The organism is Vibrio penaeicida (assembly GCF_002933855.1).
In the GTDB taxonomy this organism is placed as follows: Bacteria; Pseudomonadota; Gammaproteobacteria; order Enterobacterales; family Vibrionaceae; genus Vibrio; species Vibrio penaeicida_A.
The window spans coordinates 84,257-102,253 of record NZ_BFAQ01000008.1; the positions used below are offsets into that span (position 1 = coordinate 84,257).

At 42.5% G+C, this 17,997-nt stretch carries 14 protein-coding genes; 9 read left to right on the forward strand and 5 right to left on the reverse strand.

Annotation, left to right across the window (positions count from 1 at the left end; genetic code table 11):
* The first annotated feature begins 16 nt into the window (after positions 1–16).
* Both clpA and VPNCDNU1_RS02235 read left to right on the forward strand, forming a co-directional pair.
* Positions 17–2,293, forward strand: a complete 2,277-nt coding sequence (gene clpA / locus VPNCDNU1_RS02230; RefSeq protein ID WP_104398843.1) for an ATP-dependent Clp protease ATP-binding subunit ClpA — start codon at positions 17–19, stop codon at positions 2,291–2,293.
* Between the two features lie 196 nt (positions 2,294–2,489).
* Entirely contained in the window at positions 2,490–3,527 is a 1,038-nt protein-coding gene (locus tag VPNCDNU1_RS02235) for a serine hydrolase domain-containing protein (RefSeq protein WP_104398844.1), read from the forward strand.
* 67 nt (positions 3,528–3,594) lie between these two features.
* Here the strand turns inward: VPNCDNU1_RS02235 and infA are convergent, their stop codons facing one another.
* The 3 genes from infA to aat form a co-directional block, all read right to left on the reverse strand.
* Positions 3,595–3,813 (reverse strand): translation initiation factor IF-1, encoded by a 219-nt coding sequence (gene infA / locus VPNCDNU1_RS02240; RefSeq protein ID WP_001040192.1) that lies wholly within the window; start codon positions 3,811–3,813, stop codon positions 3,595–3,597.
* An 84-nt stretch (positions 3,814–3,897) separates the two neighbouring features.
* On the reverse strand, positions 3,898–4,599 hold the full coding sequence (locus VPNCDNU1_RS02245; protein ID WP_104398845.1) for an arginyltransferase: 702 nt from the start codon (positions 4,597–4,599) through the stop codon (positions 3,898–3,900).
* A complete protein-coding gene (gene aat, locus VPNCDNU1_RS02250) occupies positions 4,596–5,321 on the reverse strand; it encodes a leucyl/phenylalanyl-tRNA--protein transferase (protein WP_104398846.1) in 726 nt (241 codons plus the stop codon). The genes VPNCDNU1_RS02245 and aat overlap by 4 nt, the downstream gene beginning before the upstream one ends.
* Before the next feature lie 34 nt (positions 5,322–5,355).
* On the opposite strand from aat, the gene VPNCDNU1_RS02255 reads away from it, so the two are divergent.
* The gene (locus VPNCDNU1_RS02255) at positions 5,356–5,811 is read left to right on the forward strand and encodes a glycine zipper 2TM domain-containing protein (protein ID WP_104398847.1); all 456 of its coding nucleotides are present in this window, start codon (positions 5,356–5,358) and stop codon (positions 5,809–5,811) included.
* A 151-nt stretch (positions 5,812–5,962) separates the two neighbouring features.
* A complete protein-coding gene (gene aroA / locus VPNCDNU1_RS02260) occupies positions 5,963–7,243 on the forward strand; it encodes a 3-phosphoshikimate 1-carboxyvinyltransferase (protein ID WP_104398848.1) in 1,281 nt (426 codons plus the stop codon).
* A gap of 46 nt (positions 7,244–7,289) precedes the next feature.
* Here aroA and VPNCDNU1_RS02265 read toward each other — a convergent pair whose 3' ends face one another.
* Positions 7,290–7,535 carry a DUF2498 family protein gene (locus VPNCDNU1_RS02265; protein ID WP_104398849.1) on the reverse strand — a complete coding sequence of 82 codons (246 nt, stop codon included), beginning with the start codon at positions 7,533–7,535 and terminating at the stop codon, positions 7,290–7,292.
* A gap of 443 nt (positions 7,536–7,978) precedes the next feature.
* Between VPNCDNU1_RS02265 and topA the strand changes: the two genes are divergently transcribed.
* The 5 genes from topA (at position 7,979) to VPNCDNU1_RS02290 (ending at position 17,597) form a co-directional block, all read left to right on the forward strand.
* Positions 7,979–10,609, forward strand: coding sequence for a type I DNA topoisomerase (gene topA / locus VPNCDNU1_RS02270; protein WP_104398850.1), 2,631 nt, complete (start codon positions 7,979–7,981; stop codon positions 10,607–10,609).
* Positions 10,610–10,799: 190 nt separating this feature from the next.
* Complete coding sequence (locus VPNCDNU1_RS02275) at positions 10,800–13,499, forward strand: bifunctional diguanylate cyclase/phosphodiesterase (protein ID WP_104398851.1); 2,700 nt, start codon at positions 10,800–10,802, stop codon at positions 13,497–13,499.
* A 442-nt stretch (positions 13,500–13,941) separates the two neighbouring features.
* Complete coding sequence (glgC, locus tag VPNCDNU1_RS02280) at positions 13,942–15,165, forward strand: glucose-1-phosphate adenylyltransferase (RefSeq protein ID WP_272897561.1); 1,224 nt, start codon at positions 13,942–13,944, stop codon at positions 15,163–15,165.
* 1 nt (position 15,166) lies between these two features.
* Complete coding sequence (gene glgA / locus VPNCDNU1_RS02285) at positions 15,167–16,618, forward strand: glycogen synthase GlgA (protein WP_104398853.1); 1,452 nt, start codon at positions 15,167–15,169, stop codon at positions 16,616–16,618.
* 181 nt (positions 16,619–16,799) lie between these two features.
* Positions 16,800–17,597, forward strand: a complete 798-nt coding sequence (locus VPNCDNU1_RS02290) for an alpha/beta fold hydrolase (protein WP_104398854.1) — start codon at positions 16,800–16,802, stop codon at positions 17,595–17,597.
* Here the strand turns inward: VPNCDNU1_RS02290 and VPNCDNU1_RS02295 are convergent.
* Positions 17,575–17,904 (reverse strand): putative signal transducing protein, encoded by a 330-nt coding sequence (locus VPNCDNU1_RS02295; RefSeq protein ID WP_104398855.1) that lies wholly within the window; start codon positions 17,902–17,904, stop codon positions 17,575–17,577. The genes VPNCDNU1_RS02290 and VPNCDNU1_RS02295 overlap by 23 nt on opposite strands.
* Between the last annotated feature and the right edge of the window lie 93 nt (positions 17,905–17,997).

The window sequence follows — 17,997 nt, forward strand, 5'->3', positions numbered from 1 at the left end:
TTTTGGGGAGGTACTTATGCTAAATAAAGAACTAGAGTCGAGCCTTAATAGTGCTTTTGCTCGTGCGAGAGACAAACGCCATGAATTCATGACCGTTGAACATCTGCTCCTCGCGCTACTCGACAACGACGCTGCAAAAGAAGCACTAAAAGCATGCCAAGCTGATCTGGACGTTCTTCGCCAGGAGCTTGATACATTTATCGATCAAACAACGCCTCTCATTCCAGAAAACGATGAGACAAGAGAAACCCAACCTACTCTAAGCTTTCAACGCGTATTGCAACGTGCTGTTTTCCACGTCCAATCTTCAGGGCGTAGTGAAGTAACGGGTGCGAATGTATTGGTTGCTATCTTTAGCGAGCAAGAGTCTCACGCGGCTTATCTACTCAAGAAAAACGACATTAGCCGCTTAGATATCGTTAATTACATTTCGCATGGAATCAGTAAATCGCCGCAAAATAACAGTGAAGAAGATTCGTCTTCCAATGTATTTGGCGAAGAGTCTTCATCGGAAGACGGCAACTCAGAAGAACGATTAGAAAACTTTGCAACTAATCTAAATCAGATTGCGAAACAAGGGCACATCGATCCGCTTATTGGTCGAGATAAAGAACTTGAGCGTACGATACAAGTACTTTGCCGACGCCGTAAAAATAACCCACTGCTGGTTGGTGAAGCGGGCGTAGGTAAAACGGCAATTGCTGAAGGGCTGGCTTGGAGAATTGTAGAAGGCCAAGTACCGGAAGTGATCAAAGACAGCGTTATTTATTCTTTGGATATCGGTTCTTTACTTGCTGGTACTAAGTACCGTGGAGACTTTGAAAAACGCTTCAAAGCAATACTTAAGCAGCTAGAAAAAGAAGAAGACGCGATTCTGTTTATCGATGAAATTCACACTATCATCGGGGCAGGTGCCGCATCTGGTGGGCAAGTTGATGCCGCTAATTTGATCAAACCACTCCTTAGCAGTGGCAAGCTTCGTTGCATCGGTTCCACAACGTATCAAGAATACAGCAATATTTTTGAAAAGGAGCGAGCGCTTTCACGCCGATTCCAGAAGATCGATATTGTTGAGCCTTCGTTGGACGATACGACTAAGATTTTGATTGGTCTTAAGCCTAAATACGAAGCTCACCATGAAGTTCGCTACACCAAGCAGGCTTTACGTGCTGCGGTAGAACTTTCAGCGAAATACATCAATGAGCGCCATTTGCCCGATAAAGCAATAGACGTAATTGATGAGGCAGGTGCACGTAGCCGATTGGCGCCTGCAAGCCGTCGAAAGAAAACGGTTGGTGTTTCCGATATTGAGAATATGGTTGCCAAAATGGCTCGCATTCCGGAAAAATCCGTATCTTCTTCAGACAAAGATATCTTGCTGAATCTTGATGAAAAAATGAAGATGTTGGTGTTTGGTCAAGACCCAGCAATCGAAGTATTGAGTGAAGCAATCAAGCTTACTCGAGCAGGATTAGGAGCGGATAACAAACCTGTTGGTTCATTCTTGTTTGCTGGTCCTACTGGTGTTGGTAAAACTGAAGTAACGGTTCAGCTTTCCAAACTATTGGGTGTCGAGTTGTTGCGCTTTGATATGTCGGAGTACGGTGAACGCCATTCGGTGAGCCGATTGATTGGTGCACCTCCTGGTTACGTCGGTTATGACCAAGGCGGCTTGTTGACTGATGCTGTGATTAAACACCCTCATTCGGTTGTATTACTCGATGAGATTGAAAAAGCACACCCAGATATCTTTAACCTGCTGCTGCAAGTGATGGATAACGGTACGCTGACAGATAACAATGGACGCAAAGCGGATTTCCGTAATGTGATTCTGGTTATGACAACTAACGCTGGCGTTGCCGAGACGGTTAAGAAGTCTATTGGTCTGATTCAACAAGATCATAGCCATGATGCAATGGGTGAAATTAAGAAAGTATTCACTCCTGAGTTCCGTAACCGTTTGGATAACATCATTTGGTTTAATAGCCTAGATGAAAGCGTGATTCACCAAGTCGTCGATAAGTTTATCGTTGAGCTTCAAGCGCAGCTTGATTCACGTGGTGTCTCTATGGAAGTGTCAGAAGATGCTCGCCATTGGTTAGCGCATAAAGGCTACGACAAGACCATGGGTGCGAGACCAATGGCTAGGGTGATTCAAGAGAACCTTAAGAAGCCGCTTGCCAATGAGTTGCTGTTTGGCTCGTTAGTCGATGGGGGAACCGTTAAGGTGACTCTAAAAGATGATGAGTTGGTGTTCCATTATGAGAACAAGAAAGAAGCAGTTCCACATTAATTGAACGAAAAATTGTTAACTCTAAATGCGCTCTTACGGGCGCATTTTTTATTCCCTAATCCTCTCTGCTTTTCATTGCTCCTCATTGTTTTTCAAACCTTCTCCCATTGTTTTAAAGCTTCATTCGGTTTTAATCCAATCTTTATGTTTTTTATGTAACGCTGAAGGTAACGATAAGAAAAATAAGGAATTCCCTATGCGATGGCTTTGTATATGTATGATGGGTTTTGTTCTTTCCGCTTGCGGAGGAAATAAAACGCATGTGGTCTTAGCACCCGAACATTTCTCAGAGATTATTGAGAGAATCGAAAATAACCAAGCAAACAACATCCATGCATTGGTGGTATGGCAAGACAATAAAAAGCTCGTCGAAGTCTTTCGTGAAGGGGGAGGGCGACATGGGCATATTCAGACTTCAAAAGTACCTATCGGGCGTGATGCGCTCCACAATGTTCATTCGGTTACTAAATCTTTTGTCGCGACGCTTGTTTTTATCGCCATTGATGAAGGCCGATTAACCAACCTCGATGTCCCTGTTTTCAGCTTATTCCCTGAATATCAAAACCAAGACACTCAAGACAAAATGGCGATAACGGTGAGGCATGTACTGAATATGTCTACTGGTTACGCACTCAATGAACACGCGATGCCTTACGGTATTGGAAACCCATTTCAGCGACACTATGCCGCAAAAGATTTAGAGGAAATGTTTCTGAATACGACGTTACGGTTTGAGCCGGGTAGCAAGTTTTGCTATAGCGGTTTGTCTACTATTGGGCTTTCAAAAGTGATAGAGCGTATCTACGATAAGCCATTTGCGACGGTTATGCGTGAGAAACTGTTTGAGCCACTTGGTATTAGCAATTATCGATGGGTCAATCAATTGGGGTCTGGTGAGCCAGGCGCTGATTGGGGGCTAATGATCGATAGCGAATCCATGGGTAAATTTGGTCTGATGTTGCTGAACAACGGCCAATGGGAAGGGAAGCAAGTTATCGATTCTGAATGGGTTCAGTTGATCAAAAATAGTGAGTTCAATCGAGGCGTTCTAGGGTATGGAATGCACTTTTGGCAATTACCGCAACTTTCGTCTGCTTATGCTGCGATGGGCTACGGAGAGCAATACATTATTGTCATTCCCAGCAAACAAGCCGTTATTGTTACTACTGGGGGGAATTACAACCGAAGTCATCAAATTCTCAATTTAGCGCAGCAGGTCTCCCAATTGTTGTGACTCGGGTTTCCCGCTGGCAAACGCAAAAAACGGAGCATAGAGCTCCGTTTTTTGTGTGTCTCGAAAATTAACGAGCGCGGAAGACGATACGGCCTTTAGACAAGTCGTATGGAGTCATCTCAACAGTTACTTTGTCACCTGTAAGAATACGGATGTAGTTCTTACGCATTTTACCGGAGATGTGTGCAGTTACTACGTGACCGTTTTCAAGCTCAACACGGAACATAGTGTTAGGAAGAGTGTCAAGAACCGTGCCTTGCATCTCAATTACGTCTTCTTTGGCCATTTAATCCTCTTTAGAAATTTGGCTGAAATTTTCAACGAACGAATTTTGCCGTTAAAACAATAAAAAGTAAAGTTGCGGCGTATTCTACCCCTGCCACCGATGATTTACTAGCCTTTGATGAGGATGAAAGCGTACTTTGTAGTTCATGGCCTGACATTCGTCGATTTGATAGCCTAAATACAGCCATTGCTTGCCGCTTTTTTGGCAGTACTCCAACTGAAGGAGCACGCATAATGTACCAAGAGACAGTTCAGAATGAGGGTTATAAAAGGTGTAAAAAGCGGAAGCACAGTTAGACATGACATCAGTCACAGCGACCCCAATCAATTTGCCCTCTTCATAGACATGTAAAAATTGTGTATTGAGCCACTCATTTTGTGCGAAATCGGAGAAGTCTTGTTTTTTTGGAGGGTACATGCTTCCCTCGCGATGACGCTCAATAATGTACTGTTCGTATACATCAAACCATTCCTCATCGAGCGAATTCTTCATCTTCCATTCGACGTTTTTCGCCTTGTTCAACAGCCGTTTCTGGCTTTTTGATGGTTTGAAATCTGAGACTGTAACTCTGAGCGATTGGCAGGCATTACATTGATCGCACTGAGGTTTATAGATGGCATTCCCACTTCGACGAAACCCATTGGCCATAAGAAGCTCATAACCTGAGCAAGTGTGCAAAACATCATCTAAAACTACGGCAACGCGTTCCTGATGCTCGTCTAAATAGCTGCAATCATGGGATTCTGTCATCCCAATGCGGATTAGAGTTTGATCTTTCTGATTCACGACAACTCCCCTGAAATCGGACTTTCAAGTATTTGGGGGTGGTAGCATTGCTTAGATACGTTTTTTGTTTTTAGAATTTCCAACATATCAATAAAATCAGCTCGGCTACATTCAGCAGCCCCCAAAGATTGCAAATGGGCATTCATTAACTGGCAATCAATCAACGCTCCTCCATTACGTTGAAAATGTTGGCAAAAATGCCAGAGAGCCACTTTTGATGCATTTGGCTGTATGCTAAACATAGACTCTCCGCAAAAGACTTGTCCAATTTCCACCCCATATAATCCACCTACAATCTGACCTTTGAGCCAAACTTCCACGGAATGAACATGGCCCAGTGACGCCAGACGTTTATAGGCATCTCTCATTTCTTCAACCAGCCAAGTCTCTTCAGGTGACCTTGTTTCTGCGCACAAAGTAATAACCTCTTTGGTCGCTTTGTTAATGGACACTTCATAACCCGATTTGCGAAAATATTTTTTGAGACTTTTCGCGGGTTTGAATGTCTTAGGATCGAAGGTTGCACGAATGCTAGGACTCCACCACAAAATAGGTTCATTGTGGCTATACCAAGGAAAAATGCCTTGCTGGTATGCTGAAAGTAGTCGGTCGGGATGAAGGTCTCCACCCATTGCCATCAAGCCATCAGGGTTGTCCAATGCTTCTTTGGTTGAGGGAAAGCTTTGTCGATCGGTGCTAAGTTCAGGTAGAAAAATCTTCATATCAACTATTTTGGCAGAATTTGGAGGAATTATAATGAGAAAAATATTGCTAATGTTATTAATTATTCCTGTTTTTGTGCAGGCTGAATACCAAAGAAATCAGGCAAGAACCGTAAATGAAGTGGTTTATGGCAAAGTGGACAGTATTCGTTATATTACCGAGCAGCAGATTGTAGAGTCAAAATCCAATGGTTGGCAAACATTGGCTGGCGCAACAATAGGTGGGTTGATTGGACACCAATTTGGCGGTGGGACGGGTAAGCAAGTTGCCACTGTAGTGGGTGCGGTTGCAGGCGCTGGTATCGCGCATGACAAGTCTAATCAGATTTACAGGATAGATCATAAATTAGTTGAAATTCTGATAGATACAGATAAAGGGGAGCTCGTCAATGTGATACAAGATGTTGACTCCAATATGCTATTTCAACGCGGAGACTCGGTTAGAATTTTGTACTTTGATAACGGCGTTCGGGTAGACATTGCTTACTAAGGTGTTTCCCTATTAAGTTCGCTGAAATTAAAAGCATGTTTGTAAGGCTAACAGGTGCTAGCAAAGCACTCTGTTTTTGGTTAGTCTGCAAGTACGAAAAATAAAAACTCGCACTCGGATGTGTGAGACTATGCAGGAATAATCAACATCAATGGAAAGCCTTACGTTACAACCCATTTCTCTCGTTTCTGGTGAGGTTAACTTACCTGGTTCAAAAAGTGTTTCAAACCGTGCCCTTCTATTAGCCGCTTTGGCTTCTGGTAAAACTCGACTAACCAATTTGTTGGACAGTGATGACATTCGCCATATGCTGAATGCATTGACGAAGCTAGGTGTGAGTTATCAGCTTTCAGACAACAACACCGTCTGTGAAGTGGAAGGGCTAGGCAGCAGTTTTACTGTTGAAAATGCTCAGGAACTATTTTTAGGAAACGCGGGAACTGCAATGCGCCCACTGGCGGCAGCGTTGTGTTTGGGGAGCGGAGAGTATGTACTTACTGGCGAACCAAGAATGAAAGAGCGACCAATTGGTCATTTAGTCGATGCGCTTAAGACTGCCGGTGCAGATATTGAATACCTTGAGAATGAAAACTACCCACCTTTGAAAATTAAAGGTACTGGGCTAAAAGGTGGCACTGTAAAAATAGATGGGTCGATTTCAAGCCAGTTTTTAACCGCGTTTCTAATGTCAGCACCTCTTGCAGAAGGTGACATTAAAATTGATATTATTGGTGAGCTTGTTTCCAAGCCGTATATCGATATCACACTGCATATTATGAAGCAGTTTGGTGTGGGTGTTGTCAATAATAATTACCAATCCTTTGTTGTTCCAGCAGGACAGTCTTATAAGGCACCAGGCGACTTCTTAGTGGAAGGCGATGCGTCTTCTGCCTCTTACTTCCTTGCCGCAGCAGCGATAAAAGGTGGTGAGATTAAGGTAACTGGTATTGGTAGAAACAGCATTCAAGGCGACATTCAGTTTGCTGACGCGCTTGAAAAAATGGGTGCTGAAATAGAGTGGGGCGATGATTATGTCGTGTCTCGCCGAGGTGAGTTGAAAGCTGTGGACTTAGATTTTAACCACATACCTGATGCCGCTATGACTATCGCAACGGCAGCGCTATTTGCGGAAGGTACAACGGCTATTCGCAATGTCTATAACTGGCGCGTGAAGGAAACGGATCGATTGTCTGCGATGGCAACAGAGCTGCGTAAAGTAGGGGCGGAAGTGGAAGAAGGTGAAGATTACATCACCATTACACCAACGCCTAATCTTAAGCATGCAGCCATTGATACATACGATGATCATCGTATGGCTATGTGCTTCTCTTTGGTTGCGCTAAGCGATACGCCAGTGACGATTAACGACCCTAAATGCACATCAAAAACCTTCCCAGATTACTTTGAGAAATTGGCTGGTTTAAGTCAATAACTTGAGTGTATTTGATATAGCCTCAGCAATGTTGCTGAGGCTTTTTTTATTCTAACGTAAATTCTTTGGATAACTGATGGGCAAGCAACTTAAACATATTGAAGACGGCGGGCGTTCGCTCACTTGGGAGCCCTTGTTCATCTAAAAAGTATTCACCTTTGAATATCAACACATCATCTTTTTCTATAACGGAATCTGCGCGCATCCCTTCTACATATTCTTCGTGTTCTTGGATAATGCTGTTGGCGATGAGAAGTAAGTCAAACTCTGAAATACTTTTTTTGGAACTCATAGAGACCTCTAATATAGGTTACTTGGGTATATCGATATGGCATAAATTAGCCTGAATTTTGGAAAGGTTAACTTGTTTTGGCTCAAATGAGGTGAACAATTTTCTTTTTTCTACCGTATTTCGATGTTGTTGCAGAGATACAGCAATGTGAAATCGTCTCTTTTTTGTGAGCCATTACAGAAATCCACCATTTTCTCTAGTCTACGACTAATCTCATGATTACTATGTGCGCATTTTTCACGGGGCACATATGCGTTTAAAACGTTTGAGACCCTTTGCGAGACCAGTTTTTTGATTGACCATATGTCGACCACTCAGAATTGAAATGTAAAAAACTGGTTGACCTTCTTATAAACTCGCACAATAGTAAAAAAAGAAGCAATGAGCCAGTATGGCGTGCGCTAATTGATGCGCAATCGAATTTGAGGACGTTTGAGTCAGTTATGGGTAAATCTCTCGTTATAGTGGAGTCACCTGCCAAGGCAAAGACTATTAATAAGTACCTTGGTAAAGACTATATAGTTAAGTCGAGCGTAGGACACGTACGTGATCTTCCTACTGCTGGACAAAGTACTGGCACAAAGAAAGCGGCAGCTGTGTCGACAAAAGGTATGAGCGCTGAAGAAAAAGCGCGCATCAAGAAAGAAAAAGATCGTAAAGCTCTGATCAAAAAAATGGGTATCAACCCATATAAAGAGTGGGAAGCGAATTACCAAATTCTGCCAGGCAAAGAAAAAGTTGTATCCGAATTGCAGAAACTGGCAAAAGACGCTGAACACGTTTATCTCGCAACCGATTTGGACCGTGAAGGAGAAGCTATTGCGTGGCACCTTCGCGAGATCATCGGCGGCGATGAAGAACGTTACAAGCGAGTTGTATTTAATGAAATTACTAAGAATGCGATTCAGCAAGCATTTGAAACTCCTGGTGAGCTAAACCAGGATGGGGTAAATGCACAACAAGCACGTCGTTTCATGGACAGGGTTGTGGGCTTTATGGTCTCACCTCTGCTTTGGAAAAAAGTGGCACGTGGTTTGTCTGCTGGTCGAGTTCAGTCTGTTGCAGTTAAGCTTCTGGTTGAGCGTGAGCGTGAAATCAACGCCTTCATTCCTGAAGAGTTTTGGGATATCCATGCTGATACCAAGACAGCAGATAAAACAGATTTTCGTCTGCAAGTGGCACAGAAAAATGGCGAGGCATTCAAGCCTGTCAATGAAACACAAGCCAGTGCAGCGGTTTCTGATTTAGAAAACGCAAAATATGAAGTATGTAAGCGCGAAGACCGTCCTACGAAAAGTAAACCTTCTGCTCCGTACATTACCTCGACACTGCAACAAGCTGCGAGTACTCGGTTAGGTTACGGTGTTAAGAAAACCATGATGTTAGCTCAGCGTCTCTACGAAGCTGGTTACATCACCTACATGCGTACAGATTCGACCAACTTAAGCTCTGAAGCCGTCGATAACTTACGTGGTTTTATTGGCTCTGAATATGGCGATAAATACCTTCCAGCGAAGCCAGTTGTTTATGGCAGCAAAGAAGGTGCTCAAGAGGCTCATGAAGCCATTCGCCCTTCTAGTGTAGAAGTTAAAGAGCAAGACCTCCAAAGCATGGATAAAGACGCTCACAAGCTTTATCAGTTGATTTGGAATCAATTTGTAGCGTGTCAAATGACACCTGCTCAATATGACTCGACCACATTGAGCGTAAAAGCTGCAGAATATACGTTGAAAGCAAAAGGGCGAATCCTTAAGTTTGATGGTTGGACCCGTGTTCAGCGACCAATGGGTAAGAACGAAGACCAGATACTGCCAGCCGTTCAAATTGGTGATGTTCTTGATCTTGTCGCGTTGGATCCTAAGCAACACTTTACTAAGCCACCTGCTCGTTTCACTGAAGCTGCATTGGTTAAAGAACTCGAAAAACGTGGTATTGGTCGTCCTTCGACTTACGCTTCTATCATTTCTACGATTCAGGATCGTGGTTATGTCAAAGTGGATCAGCGACGTTTCTATGCGGAAAAAATGGGCGAAATCGTCACTGATCGTCTAGACGGTAGCTTTAACGATCTGATGAACTATGACTTCACTGCTCGCATGGAAGAAAAGCTCGACCAAATTGCAGAAGGTGATGCTAACTGGAAAGCGGTTCTTGATAACTTTTTCACCGACTTCACAGGTGATCTTGAGAAGGCAGAACTGGAAGAAGACCTAGGGGGCATGCGTCCTAACAGTATCGTGTTAACGGACATAGAATGTCCGACGTGTTCCCGCCCTATGGGGATTCGTACCGCGTCTACGGGTGTTTTCTTGGGTTGTTCTGGTTATGCATTACCACCAAAAGAGCGCTGTAAAACCACCATTAACTTAGGTGACGAAGAGGGCATCATCAATGTTCTAGAAGAGGACGTTGAAACCGCCGCACTACGCGCTAAAAAGCGTTGTCCTAAGTGTGAAACTGCGATGGATGCGTACCTCATTGACGACAAACGTAAAATGCACGTTTGTGGTAACAATCCAAATTGTGATGGTTACTTAGTCGAGCACGGTGAGTTTAAAGTGAAAGGCTACGATGGACCGCTTGTTGAATGTGACAAATGTGGTTCAGACATGGTTCTCAAGAATGGTCGCTTTGGCAAATATATGGACTGTACGAGTGAAGACTGTAAGAACACTCGTAAGATTTTGAAAAATGGTGAAGTTGCACCACCGAAAGAAGATCCAGTGCATTTCCCTGAACTGCCGTGTGAAAACTCAGATGCGTACTTTGTCTTACGTGATGGGGCTTCAGGCTTGTTTATGGCCGCGAGCAATTTCCCTAAATCGCGCGAAACACGTGCACCTCTAGTTGAAGAGTTAGTTCGATTTGAGGATCGCTTATCGCCAAAGTTTAAATACTTGACGACGGCACCTACTCACGATCCAGATGGACGCCCAACCGTTGTGCGCTTTAGTCGAAAGTCGAAAGAGAACTACGTGCGCTCTGAAGTGGATGGAAAACCATCAGGTTGGACTGGTTTATACATTGATGGTAAATGGGAAATTACCGACAAGCGTAAAAAGCCAAAATCCTAATTAGTTAAAAAATAGAATATTACGGCAGCCTATCGGCTGCCTTTTTCGTTTCTTATTTGACGAAAGTATGATTATTGCTAACACTTAAAACTTGATGGTTATATGCAACCGATACTTCAAATTAAAATAAAATCAAGCTCGAGAGAAAGTAAATGACCAGTTAGTTTTTACTGTTGGGTGGGAGAAGATATTGAGGCTTAAAGCACGATTGTTGTTAATTACAGCAATTGGACTGATTCCTGCTATTGTACTTATGGCAGCAAACTCTTGGTGGCAATTTATTCAAGAAAAGTCGACAGTGGAACGCTGGGCTTCAGGTGCTGCTGAGCAATTAGTCAGAGAGCAAGCTTTAACTCTGTCAGAATCAGAGCGCTTCTTAAATACCATCAGTTACTCTTATGAAACACTTATCGATAACAAGGTGCAATGCCAAGATGTGCTTCGCCATTGGCTAAAACTGAGTCCATATTTTTCTAACCTCATTATTTCTTCACCAAATGCTGCTCAAAGTTGTCAGACTACAAACATACGCAATGACATCGATGTCGTAGTGAATCAAATTTATGTTCAGCAAGCCATATTGAATCAAAAGTTATCAATTGGTGAAGTCTTGTCTGGCACTCTAGTAGATAAACCCTTTTTACAAGTTGCCTACCCTTTAGGGGTGTTTAATGAAGGTAGCCGAGCGGCAATTGTTGGCGAGCTTTCATTTGATTGGTGGCAAAATAAATTGTTGCAAATGGATATTCCTTATAGTGCATCCATTAATTTGGTAGATATCCACCAAAACGTATTGGCAACAAATGGGCTAAAGCCAGAAAATGTCATATCCGAAGAGCGCCTAAAAATTGAAATAAAGCGAGCATTGTTTCCTAATATTCCTTCCTCCCCAAAGATCGTGATATCCCTTTCTTCTAGGGGCTTCTCTCAAGTTGTTTTTGAAAACTTAGTTGGAAACATTCTGTTTTTAGTATTTGGTTATTTGATGGCTATCGCCATAATTTGGTGGGGCTTTTCGAGTACCGTTTTAAAACCTGTTTTTGAGCTATTAAGAAGAAGTAAACAATATGTCGATGATTTTTCTTCAGGAGCGCCCGCAAAGCTCGATGAGTTAGAAGGTTTTTGTGAGCAATTTGATCGTGTTCTAAGAGAGCAGGACGACTTAAAACACCAACTTATTGAGCAAGGTGCCCATCTTAATCAAGCATACAATCGTTTAAATAGCTTATTGGATAATTCACCGTTTGGGGTGGTTGAATGGGACACAAACCTCAGAATTCAAAGGTGGTCGACACTATGTGAAACCATATTCCAGCTAGAGCTAGATGAAGTGGAAGGTAGAAAAATTAGCCAACTGCCTGTTCTTCTAAAACGGCATATGTGGTCCATTGAGCCGTTTTTGAAGCTCTATCAACACGGTAAAGACAGCAGTAAACGCATCGAGGTTGGTTATCGTGATGATCTTGGGGGTGAAAAAATCCTTAAGTGGTGTTTTTCCGCAATCTATGACGATGCTGGCGATCTGTCGAGCATATTAGGGCTTTTTGAAAATGTAACGCAACATGCTGAGTATCAACGAGAACTTGAGTATCACGCACGTTACGACAGCCTGACTGGGCTACCTAACCGCTATTCTGCCTTACAGCTTATCTCTGACCGCCTTACGAAGGAGGTAGAGTTCTCAGTCGCGTTGCTAGACATAAAAGGGTTTAAACTGGTTAATGACCATTATGGACATGAATTTGGCGATATGCTTTTGGTCGAGTTATCTGAGCGTATTAGTGAAAAATTACAAAGAGACGAAGGGTTTGCGAGATGGGGAGGGAACGAGTTTATCTATGTTCTTCCGTTTGTAGGCGAAGCGCGAGTGAATACGCGGCTGGAGGAGTTGATAAGCGAAATTGCACGCCCAATCGAACTCGGAACTAGCACTTATTCGACTCAAATAAATTGTGGGGTAACGTTATCCGACAAACCTGTAGAATCCCCCTCTGAACTGATTCGCCTTGCGGATTTGGCCATATTTTTTGGTAAAAAGGAGAAAAACAAAGCGATTAACTTCTATCAACCCTCAATGTCTGAGATTGGAAGCGCTCAGTTTGAAACAGAAAGCGAGTTAAGGCGCGCAATTACCAATAATGAGTTCAAGCTGGTGTATCAACCAATCCTTAATAATCAGTCACATTTGATCGAGTCAGCCGAGGCTTTAGTCCGATGGAACCACCCGGAAAAAGGGCTGATCCCACCTTCCCATTTTATACCTGTGGCCGAGGATTCAGGTCTGATTATAGAAATAGGAAACTGGGTTTTAGAGCAAGCCATATCTCAATTGAAAGTTTGGCTAGATGAAGGGTTAGGGATTAAAGACATTGCTGTTAACTTATCCGCTCTTCAAATTAATGACGCAGGCTTTGTATCAAATATCGAAGAAATACTAGAACGCTACAAACTCCCTCCACAACACCTCACACTGGAAGTCACCGAAACGTCATTATTAGCAAGTTATACTGATGTCATTACGAAAATAGGACAACTAAAAGATTTAGGAATAAAAATTGCACTGGATGATTTTGGAACGGGTTATTCAAGCCTAAGTTATTTGAATGAATTACCACTGACAAAATTAAAAATTGACCGCTCATTTGTGGCAAGAATCGATGAACCTCAAGAGCCAACTGTATTGTTAGATGCGATTATTTCTATCGCACATAACATGGGTTTAAGTATCGTGGCGGAGGGAATCGAAACACTATCTCAATACGAGTATTTGGAAGCAAAACAGTGTGAATTTAGCCAAGGCTATTACTTTAGTCCACCTATTGATGCTAATTCGTTTCAAGCATTACTTGCACAAAAACTGTGCACCAATGCACCAGTAAAAAACAATTAGTTAACGAATATCTCACAGAAAGCAAACGTTTGCTTGTGGCTGCACAAATGTTGGCATAGATCGCAAAATAATGATTGTAATTGCATATGCATTAAGTTAAAAATAAGCTCATAAATCGCACTTCGTAAAGTATAAAAATAAAAGTGCAAGATAATAAATATGAACAATATCAGTATTTTTCGCTTGATTTGCCTGATGGAATGATAAAGTTATCACTAGCTTCCATTTCTTAAGACTTACGAATCAGGCTCACTATGTGAGTGGCAGTAATCTCTTCAAGAGATTTTGATTAGGTTGCGCGTGCGTTACACAAAGTGCGATGCGTGCAATGTTGTGGTTCACTTCGGAGCAGAACACTGTCTCTGCACATGGACGTATGACCAAATAATCGAAACACACGTATTTCGTTAGCGAGGTCGTAAACTATAAGATATGGAGATATATAATGGCTGGTGTATTAGGAATGATTCTTGCGGGTGGGGAAGGTTCTAGACTAAGACCCCTTACAGGATCACGCAGTAAACCCTCGGTGCCTTTCGGAGGAAGCTATCGTCTGATCGACTTTGCTCTGAATAATTTTGTAAACGCTGACTTAATGAGAATTTATGTTCTCACACAGTTCAAATCTCAATCCCTTTATTTGCATATGAAGAAAGGTTGGAATCTGTCGGGTATCACCGATAGGTTCATAGACCCTATTCCTGCTCAGATGCGCGATGGCAAACGTTGGTACGAAGGGACGGCAGATGCAATTTACCAAAACATTCGATTTATCGAATTAGCGCAACCTGATCAAGTTTGCATTTTTGGTTCAGATCATATCTATAAAATGGATATTAGGCAAATGCTTGATTTTCATAAGAGAATGGAAGCTAAGCTCACTGTTTCCGCTTTGCGAATGCCGCTTAAAGAGGCTTCGCAATTCGGTGTGATTGAAGTAGATAAAAATGGGAAAATGATTGGTTTTGAAGAAAAACCAGAAAATCCTAAGTCGATTCCAGGTAGCCCGGAGGAAGCGTTAGTTTCAATGGGCAACTACATTTTTGACGCAGATTCATTGTGCAAAGAGTTGCGCGAAGATGCGGACAGCGAAACATCCAGCCATGACTTCGGTAAAGACATTATTCCAAAGATGTTTCCTTCCGGAGAAGTGTATGTTTACGATTTCTCTACCAATAAAATAAATGGTGAAAAGGGTTCTACTTACTGGAGAGATGTCGGCACAATAGATTCTTATTGGGCGGCGCATATGGATCTACTTGATAAAGATCCTGAATTTTCTCTTTATAACCGAAGTTGGCCATTGCATACCTATTACCCACCATTACCGCCAGCGACGTTTGTTGATACCAATGAAGATTGCCGAGTACGTGTCAATGACAGCTTAGTGTCTGGTGGCAGCTATATTCAAGGGTCATCTATTCATAAATCCGTTCTAGGGTATCGCAGTAACATTGCGAGTGGTTCGATTATTAGTGAATCTATCCTTTTAGGTGATGTAAAAATTGGTGCAGGTTGTAAAATACGTCGAACCATTATTGATAAAGATGTCGAAATTGCTCCGGGAACGATTATTGGTGAAGATCTAGAGCTTGATGCTCAGCGCTTCCACGTTTCCCCTGAGGGTGTAGTCGTCATCAAGAAAGGAACGAAAGTTGGGTTCTAGTATGGATCGAATGAATATCTGGTTTACAGTTTCTGAAGCCGAAGGCTTGGTGAAAAGTGGTGGCTTGGCCGATGTTGCCAAAGCCCTACCTAAGGCCCTTCAAGTTCTAGGGCATGATGTATCAATAGTTATCCCAGGTTATCGAACCTTACCTGGATTAGAAAGTGCCGAAGTTGTACTTAACACAGAGTTAGATTTCTGGCCTCATGTTCGCTATCAAGTAAAGAAGTTATCGCTAGATGGTGTTCCTGTCTATGCCGTTGAATGTCACAAGTATTTTGACCGTAGTGAATTGTATGCAGAGTCTAATCAAGCGTATCCAGATAATGGAGAGCGTTTCGGCTTTTTTGCCTCTGCTTGCCTCGATATCCTACCTAAACTTGGAATAAAACCAGATATTATCCATGCCAATGATTGGCATACGGGTTTAGTTCCGTTTTTATTAAAAACTCGCTATGAACATGATGAGCGCTTTCTCTCCATTAGAAGTGTTCTAACCGTTCACAACGCGATTTTTAAGGGCGTCTATACCTACCATGACTTAGAGATCATTCCTGAGCTGAATTTGTCAGGTTTAGAGCAACTGCAATACGGTCAAGATCGCATCAGTATGTTACGCGCAGGTGTTGCATACGCAGACAAAGTGAATGCTGTAAGCCCCAATTATGCAGCTGAGTTAATGACCGCACTGGGTTCGCACGGGATGGTGGATGACTTTGTTCATCGCAGTGCAGACCTATACGGCATTCTCAATGGTTGTGATTATAGCGAATGGGATCCGAAGACGGACAAATACCTAGATCACCATTATGAGGCTGAAGCTTCGAGTATGGTGAAAGGTAAACAACTCAATAAATGTCAGTTACAGGAAGAGGTTGGGTTGCCAACAGAAGAGTTACCTGTATTTGGGATGGTTTGTCGTTTAACACACCAGAAGGGATTCCACTACCTTTTGCCTATAATAGAGCAGTTTTTGCGAAACGACGTTCAGCTGGTCATCGTAGGCACGGGTGAGCCTCAAGTGGCAGCAAAACTCCATGAAGTCGCGAGCCGATATCCGAACAAATTTGCGTTCATTGAAGCATACAATAATCGCCTAGCACATTTGGTTGAAGCCGGATCGGATTTCTTCCTAATGCCTTCAGAGTTTGAAGCATGTGGATTGAACCAGATTTATAGTATGGCTTACGGAACGCTACCGATTGTACGCGAAGTGGGTGGATTAAAAGATACCGTTGTTGATTATGATAAGGATGAAAAGCTTGCCACCGGCTTGAGCTTCTTAGAGCCTACACCAGAAGCGTTGTTGATCGCAATGCAACGCGCTTTGATTCTATACCTGCAGCAACCAAGTGAAGTTCAACGCGTTCGTTTGAATGCAATGAGCACGGAGTTTAGTTGGGAAGCATCGGCTAACGAGTATGTGAATATGTATCAAGCTGCGCTGCTGTAAGATAAGAACGGGTGTAAGCGTAGCCTTTTTAAGCAGTAGGTAAAAACTCTGATGACTATAGCCTCTCAATGAAAATTGAGGGGCTTTTCTATGGTAGGAGGAGCTTGGTCACCCAATTTACTCATATTGTGGTAAGCTTTTACCTAATAGAACGAGAAAGATTCATAATATTTGTTAAGCGATGTCGAACCCTTTGTTATTTCACAAGACTTACAACCACCCCACCAGTAATGAGTGGGTGGTCTTTGTTCATGGTGCTGGTGGCAGCTCTTCCATTTGGTTTAAGCAGATTAAAGCCTACAAGCAGCATTTTAATTTATTGCTTATTGATCTTAGAGGTCATGGGCGGTCGAACAATGTTATTCAAGATCTCCTTAAAAAAGGCTATACGTTCAAAGATATCTGCCAAGATATCTTGCAAGTATTGGATCACTTAAAAATTCAGTCTGCCCATTTTGTTGGTATGTCTTTAGGGACCATCATTGTACGAAACCTTGCCGAGATAGCTTCAGAGCGAGTGTCTACCATGGTTTTAGGTGGGGCGGTAACTCGATTTGATATTCGCTCACAAGTGCTGGTTAAAGTTGGAGATTGGAGCAAGCACTTCATTCCTTACATGTGGCTATACAGCTTGTTTGCTTACATAGTCATGCCACAAAAAAATCAAAAAGAATCCCGACATTTGTTCGTTAGAGAAGCTAAAAAACTGTGCCAAAAAGAATTTAAACGTTGGTATACCTTGGCAGCGGATGTTAATCCTTTGATGAAATACTTCCGTGAAAAAGAAATTCCGATTCCAACGTTGTATCTGATGGGGGACAGGGATTATATGTTTCTTCGCCCAGTTAAAGAAATGGTTAGAATACATAAGCGCAGTGCGTTGATTGAAATTCCTGATTGCGGTCATGTGTGTAATGTGGAAAAGCCGGACATTTTTAACGAAAAATCGATAGGGTTTATTCGTCAGCATGCTCGCTGACGTGATGCCCACAATTCCAACATGCGCCAAATTGAGCTTCTATCCATTCATCGCATTTCGGACAACACCAGTTTGGCTTTGAGTGATTAGCGGTTTGATCTGTATATGACTCTACGATCTTCTTGGCTTTATCGAACTGAAACTCGTTGTTTAACCAAATATAAGGTTCGGTGTCTGGACCAAATGGAAGCTCACCTTGTAAGCCAAACAACCCTTCACCACGAACTTCAACATCGATTCCCTGTGCCTTTAGCAGCTCACATACTATATGAGCTTCTGTAGGGAGCGCAGTAGAGTAAACCTTCATAGTTCGTCCAATATAGAGTAAGTAAGTATTAATTATGACAGCAAGTCGCCTATATGGGTCTGTGTAGGGTAGATAAATTGTGAAATTCAGCAA